The sequence below is a fragment of the Paracoccus beibuensis genome, from assembly GCF_026162625.1.
Lineage (GTDB): Bacteria > Pseudomonadota > Alphaproteobacteria > Rhodobacterales > Rhodobacteraceae > Paracoccus > Paracoccus beibuensis.
In genome coordinates this window covers 1-5,875 of record NZ_JAOTBD010000069.1, presented here as the reverse complement: position 1 = coordinate 5,875, position 5,875 = coordinate 1, and the positions used below count along the sequence as shown (strand labels likewise).

Below are 5,875 nucleotides of genomic sequence, written 5' to 3'. Positions count from 1 at the left end.
TCCGCCCGCAGGCGATCCTCGATCGGATCATACGCGCCTGCGTCACGCAGTAGCGAAAAGGACGAGCTGTCGGTATTCTGCTTCATGGCGTGATCTCCCTGGCGTTGCCGCCGCCGGTCGGGTGGGTGAGTGTCCACCTGCAGATCACGCCGCCAGCCAATTTCCACCAGGTCCGAGACAAAACCTCCTTGACGAATGTCACCCAAACCCGGAACCGCGCAGCGGCTGAGCGATGCGAGTCCCCTGTCTCCACAAACGCCACAATTCGCTTTCGGAGTGGCGTAGGATGCGGTCTGCCCGTATTGTTCCTCCACCTTTCATGCAGGCAAGCGATCACAGATCAAGCCACAGCGGTATCCTGAAGCGGCAAAGCCGCAACACGCTCTAGTCGCCGTGCACGTTGACGAGGAGGAGGTTCTTGCTTGAAGAACCCCGCGCTAGCAGCCGACAATCCTGCCGCGAGTTTCGCTTTTGCGCCCGCTATCTGATGACGGGCGCGGATCACGGTGCTGTCGCTCATTTGCAGGCGTCCGGAAACGCCCATTTAGCGGGCAACCTGGTCGGCACCGAGGTTCTGCGTGCCAAGTTCCAGCGCGATCCCGTGGGCCTGCGCTTCGTCCAGAAGGTCGACGGGCGTCATCGGCTGCGCAGGATGCTGGTCTCCGATGCCGATGTTCCAGCGGAAGGCATAGCTGCCAAGACCAAGCTTCGTGATGTTCCGCCTGTCGTAGTCCCGCCAGAACGCGCCCGCGGCGCCCAGATTTCTCAACTCAGATTTTCTACACAGCCATGTAATTTTTCGACCTCACGTCGCCCTGCTCATCGGTTGGCGTTCGGCATGGGCCGCAAGACCCTGCGAGGATGACATGACCGCGACCAATGACCCGCCTACGGGTCCAACATCTCGCTGGTCCACCAGGCCTGGGCAATCCACCGCCACGCGCTGCGCGTGGGACAGGTGCAGGGGCAGGGCCATATCGGGCAGGCACTTGGCGTCGCCGACGTGCCGGCCGCGGCCTGTTTTCACGGCATGGACCCCGAGGACCCGGAATGGGAGAGGCGCGACCGCTTCCTCCTGTCCATCTGCCAATACGCCATTAGCGCTTTATGCCGCGCTGATCGAGGCAGGGATCAGCCCCGAGCAAGAGATTGCGACCTATGGCATGGACGGCTCTTACCTGCCGATGTCGAGCATGGCGTCCTGTACGTCGGGAGATCATTGGCGGACCGCCGGGTCACGGGCTGGGGATCGCCATCGGCATGGCGATGGGCCTGCGGCGCAAGATGAACCCGGCCTTCGTCATCAACCTGAGGCTGGACGGCGAACGTGGCGAAGGCTCGACCTGGGCGGCCGTGATGTCGGCCAGCGCCGAGACGCCTGGCATTCATCCTCGCACCTATTCTCACGCCGGTGTCCTTTGTTTGCCTGCTATGCCTCGCGGGCTTGGCCAGAACTCTTGACCCGCAGGGAAGACAGAGCCGCAGCATCGGCATGCAGTCATGGCGATCAGGACCACCTCAACGCGGTGTTCAAGAACAGCATGGTGCAACTTGACCCGGCATGGAACTCATCCTGTGGCCCAATTGTGGCAGCAGTCTTGCGCCGCTGGTCAGTTGCCGAACTGACTCAGGTGGCGGCTGCTTGACGGCGATCCGAGGCGCGTGAAGTTCCCGGCCAGGTCCTGCAGGGCTTCGCGAACTTCTTGTCCAACAGCGGCCGGGCCATGCCCGGTGACGATGATCTCGGGCGCGAGCCGGGCGAGGCGGCGGACCGAGCTTTCGACCGCATCCCAGTCCGGAGTAAAGTAGGCAGGAGGTCTCTGCAGGCGGCCCTTTGGAAACAGCGCCCCGAGCATGACGCCATCTGGCGGTGGCGGATGATCGTCTTCAAGCAGCTCAAGGCGGCAATGCCCTGCGCCATGTCGGGCACCGTCGAGACCGACGAGACTTTCCAACGTGAGAGCCGGAAAGGCTCGCGCGAATGGGTGCTGCATGAGCGAGACCCGTCAAGGCCGAAGCCACCCCGCCGGCGGTGGTATGAGTATCCGAAGGGGCAGCCTCCCCGACCGATCGCGCGCGCCTGGTCAGAACCGATCCTCGGGGTCGTGGACCGCGCCGGGCGGGCGACCCTTCAGCACATCACGAACATCAGGCAGCCGACCATCGAGGCCGCACTTGTGCCGCAGGTGGCACCGGACGCGATGCTGCCTTTCGATGGGGCGCCCCAGTATGAAACGATCCCGAGACCACGCGGCATGGCCTGCGAAGTGCTGATCGCGGGCGCCAGCGGATGCCAAGGCCAATCACCTCAACAGCATCAACAGCCTTCGCGCCCAGTGGAAGAACGACTTCCGCAAGCGATGGCGAGGTTCGGCAACGATATACCTCGACGGGTAGGCCCTATGGATGGCCGCCCGCCGCGGCGCCGATCCGCTGGCTATGTTCCGGGCGATCATCGCATGATCAGCACTTCGCCGACACGATCTGCTGACATACCCTCGGAAACTGTCAAGCTTGTCCTGCTTCGCAATGCCATTCCTGCGCCACGCGTCTACGCAAACGTGCCGCGTTGCTGTGAGCTGTCGATCCGTCGCAGTTGGCCGAAGCTTCGTGAAGTAGGCGTCGATTTGCCGGCGAATGCGCCTGAGAACAGTCAGCGAGTGCAGCCCCTACGGCGATCGGCAGGCACATGAGTTCGGCGGCGCAGGCCCCGGTTCAGCAGAAGGGGAACCATCCCGGCACCAAGGCCCTGACGCCGTCTTACATTCCGAAGGGCCAGGTGTCCGGAAGGTCGGCCTGTGTTCCACCCGATGCGGCTCGGGTGAGGGCGCTGGTCCGGTCGAACCACACCCAGCCGTCATATTGCCCAGAAGCCGCGCACTGCATGTAATGGCTGAGAAGCTCGCTTTCCGGGCGATAGATCACGCCGATGAATCGCTGCGGGCGGGGCCGCGCCAGCGCCCGCCTCAGCACGGGGTCGGCGTTCATGTCCAGCACGAAGCGGGGCAGGCCACTCTCGTGACATTCCCGCTCCAGGCTGCCAGGATGCGAGGGACGCACGTTCATCATTTCGGCGCTTCCGCCCCAGTCTGACGCTGCGGTGACGGTTCCTTCATGCGTTCCGAAGCCGATCAAGGCCACCTGATCGCCCCATCGCTGGCGCGCAAGCTGCCCCAGATTGTGCTCGCCCATGCGCTGGCCCATGTCGCCCTGCCGCGCATCGCCGATATGCGAGTTATGCGCCCAAACAACGGCCTTGCTCTCGGGGCCTGCCGCCATCAGCAGGTGGGACAGCGTCCCGCACATATGGCTGTCGCGCAGGTTCCAAGCATCCGGCCCGCCGCGATACATGATCCGGTAGTACCGCTCGGCCGACGCGATCAGCCGGGCATTCTGAGCGGCGTCAAGCGCCTCGGCACCATGATCCTGCTGCTTCAGCAAGTCGCGGCACTGGTTGACGACGGCTTCTTCGCAGGCGTGGTATCCGGTTGTCGGCGCGGCGCGACCGTAAGCACCGGGGCTGTCGATCCAGGGCTGCAGGCAGCCGTACCGCTGGCGGGCGATCTCGGCTGCGCCGGGATCGGTCTGTTCGAGGTATGCCAGCACGGACTGCATTGCCGCGGACAGGTTGTACATGTCCAGGCCGTAGAAACCCGCCTGCCGCTCGGGCGGGCGGTTGCGGTTCCAGTCGCGCATCCAGTCCAGTAGCTCGGCACTGATCGGGTTGCGCCACATCCAGCGGGGAAACCGTTGGAACGGCGCAGCTTCGTTGTTCGGTGGCAGCCCGCGCACATACCGGTTGAGAACCGCGGCATCCGGCCAGTCGGCCTCGACTGCAACGATGGTCACCCCGTGATGCGCGATCATATGGCGGGTGATGGCGGCGCGGGCGCTGTAGAATTCGGCGGTGCCGTGGCTGGCCTCGCCCAGCATCATGATGCGGCAACCGCTCCAGCGATCGAGGCACCCGCGGAAGGAGCCATCATCAGACGACGGCAGGGGACGCGCATGTTGCGCGATCAACTTGCCTGCATCGCTTGAGCTGACTGGGTTCTGCTGCTCTGCCATGACCGGTTTTCCTGCTTTGCGACATTGGCAACAGGCAGATCAGGCGAATGTTCCTGCGGAGCGGGTATCGGCGCCGTCAACGTCCTGTCGCGACCCCGCGCGGACGTGCGCAGGGTCGGATCGAGCATCTCGGGGCACGGACGAGACGAGCGGGTCGCTGTTCAGCTGTGTCGATCCCGAGGCGCGCATCCGGCACGGCATCCGGTTCGCGCAAGATCCGGCAGGTGGTGAACGAGGCGCTGGCCAGCCTGGATGCCGAGTTCGAAGCGCTCCATACCGTTTCGGTCGCGCCTCGATTGCGCCGGCTCGCCTCATCCGGACCGGCCTGCTCCAGCCACTTCCATATCCGCCTCGCCCGCCTTCAAGGGCCTGTCGCGGGTCCAGCGGCACCGTCCGGTCCATGCCGCCCTGGGCGACATCGTGCCGCAGTTTTTTAACTCCTCCACTCATCGAGCGTCACCTTTGCTATGGTGGTGTTTCGATAGCCGGGAGAGGGTCGCCGTCTCAGTTTTGAGGCTTCGTCCTCGTGCGTGAGGTTGGCGCCCTCGACCGGCGTTCTGAGTTCGAACGGTATCCTGGCTGGCGTCCTTTGCCTGTCCCCGCTTGTACAAGGCTGAGCGTGGACGTCGGTTTCGAGGCTCCCCGGTTTGAACAAGGGAGGGAAGGATGTTTGCCGGGATAGATATCGCCTCCGAGCGCCATGTGCTGGCGCGGCTGGACGAGACGGGCCCGCCGCGAGGACGCGCCGCTCTTGTCGGACGGGCATTTTCCGGTCGACGGCCCGCCGGTCAAGGCCTGGGCTTCGATGAAGAGCTTTCAGCCGAAGCCGGACATCTTCCCGCCTGATGATGAGGGACCGGGCGACCCGCCCTCGTCAGGCACGACCGCTGCCGTCCAGCCCGGACCGACCCCAGAGACCGGCCCGATGCTCCGCCCCACCCGCCCACGCCGCAATGCCGAAGCCGGCCTCCGAGGTGAGCGGCGTGCGAACGCCACCCGTGCCTCGACGCCCGGCTCTGCAGGAAATCGCCCAGGTAGACCGCCGCGAAGGGTTTCGGCCCTCTTCGTCAGCCGCCTGTAGCGTGGCAGCGCCTTCGAGCGCCATTCGGTAACCTTGCCGGCCTCGTTCTCGATCCGGGCGCGCGGCACACGCACCGTCTCGGTGCCGAATGTGCCGGTCAGTTGCCGATCGCGGTGCCCGTGGCGGTAGCCCCTGGCCCGCTCGTCACCGCGGCCGTAACGGAGACGGCCGAGAAAATCGGCCAGTTCCTCTTAGAACATGGCTTCGATGGTGGCGCGGACATTCGCCCGCAGGCGATCCTCGATCGGATCATGCGCGCCTGCGTCACGCAGTAGCGAAAAGGACGAGCTGTCGGTATTCTGCTTCATGGCGTGATCTCCCTGGCGGTTGCCGCCGCCGGTCGGGTGGGTGAGTGTTCACCTGCAGATCACGCCGCCAGCCAATTTCCACCAGGTCTGAGACAAAACCATGACCCATGTCGCCATTTGGAGGGGTTTCGTCTATGTGGCGTTCGTTACCGCGACGCCTATAGCCGTCAGATCGTGGACTGGCGGGTCAGCGCCTCGGCCCATGCCGGGTTCGTGCTCGATGCCCTCGAACAGGCCGCCCAGGGTCGCCGCCCGGCAAAGGGTGCGGGGCTTGCCCATCACTCTGCGCGCGGCTCACAAGGCAGTTTCAACCGGTCGTCGCAACACCTTCGATCATATCCTGTTTGAGAAGCCGGTCGAGAGCCTCTGCCGGTGTTTGCCACGCCAGCGTTTTTCGGGGGCGCGTGTTCAGCGCTTG

General features: G+C 64.7%; 5 protein-coding genes and 4 pseudogenes. 5 read left to right on the top strand and 4 right to left on the bottom strand.

The genetic code is table 11. The annotated features are described in order from the left end of the window. Nucleotides 1–544: 544 nt before the first annotated feature. Nucleotides 545–769: a hypothetical protein gene (locus OC159_RS19475; RefSeq protein WP_265502899.1), complete on the bottom strand. Its 225-nt coding sequence runs from the start codon at nucleotides 767–769 to the stop codon at nucleotides 545–547. Nucleotides 770–949: 180 nt separating this feature from the next. On the opposite strand from OC159_RS19475, the gene OC159_RS19470 reads away from it, so the two are divergent. Next, on the top strand, nucleotides 950–1,288 hold the full coding sequence (locus OC159_RS19470) for a thiamine pyrophosphate-dependent enzyme (protein ID WP_322626754.1): 339 nt from the start codon (nucleotides 950–952) through the stop codon (nucleotides 1,286–1,288). Next, nucleotides 1,261–1,461, top strand: coding sequence for a hypothetical protein (locus tag OC159_RS19465; protein WP_265502901.1), 201 nt, complete (start codon nucleotides 1,261–1,263; stop codon nucleotides 1,459–1,461). Before OC159_RS19470 ends, OC159_RS19465 begins: the two co-directional genes overlap by 28 nt. A gap of 149 nt (nucleotides 1,462–1,610) precedes the next feature. On the opposite strand, the gene OC159_RS19460 is transcribed toward OC159_RS19465, so the two are convergent. Then, on the bottom strand, nucleotides 1,611–1,994 hold the full coding sequence (locus tag OC159_RS19460; RefSeq protein WP_265502898.1) for an MBL fold metallo-hydrolase: 384 nt from the start codon (nucleotides 1,992–1,994) through the stop codon (nucleotides 1,611–1,613). A gap of 766 nt (nucleotides 1,995–2,760) precedes the next feature. Continuing rightward, nucleotides 2,761–3,936, bottom strand: coding sequence for an erythromycin esterase family protein (locus OC159_RS19455; RefSeq protein WP_265502897.1), 1,176 nt, complete (start codon nucleotides 3,934–3,936; stop codon nucleotides 2,761–2,763). A 289-nt stretch (nucleotides 3,937–4,225) separates the two neighbouring features. On the opposite strand from OC159_RS19455, the pseudogene OC159_RS19450 reads away from it, so the two are divergent. Both OC159_RS19450 and OC159_RS20295 read left to right on the top strand, forming a co-directional pair. Continuing rightward, nucleotides 4,226–4,408, top strand: a pseudogene (locus tag OC159_RS19450) (IS5/IS1182 family transposase); the annotation flags it as partial. A gap of 387 nt (nucleotides 4,409–4,795) precedes the next feature. Continuing rightward, nucleotides 4,796–5,074, top strand: a pseudogene (locus OC159_RS20295) (IS5/IS1182 family transposase); the annotation flags it as partial. Here OC159_RS20295 and OC159_RS19445 read toward each other — a convergent pair. Next, nucleotides 5,070–5,457 (bottom strand): annotated as a pseudogene (locus OC159_RS19445) (transposase); the annotation flags it as partial. The pseudogenes OC159_RS20295 and OC159_RS19445 overlap by 5 nt on opposite strands. A 103-nt stretch (nucleotides 5,458–5,560) precedes the next feature. On the opposite strand from OC159_RS19445, the pseudogene OC159_RS19440 reads away from it, so the two are divergent. After that, a pseudogene (locus OC159_RS19440) lies at nucleotides 5,561–5,757 on the top strand (DDE-type integrase/transposase/recombinase); the annotation flags it as partial. Nucleotides 5,758–5,875: the final 118 nt, after the last annotated feature.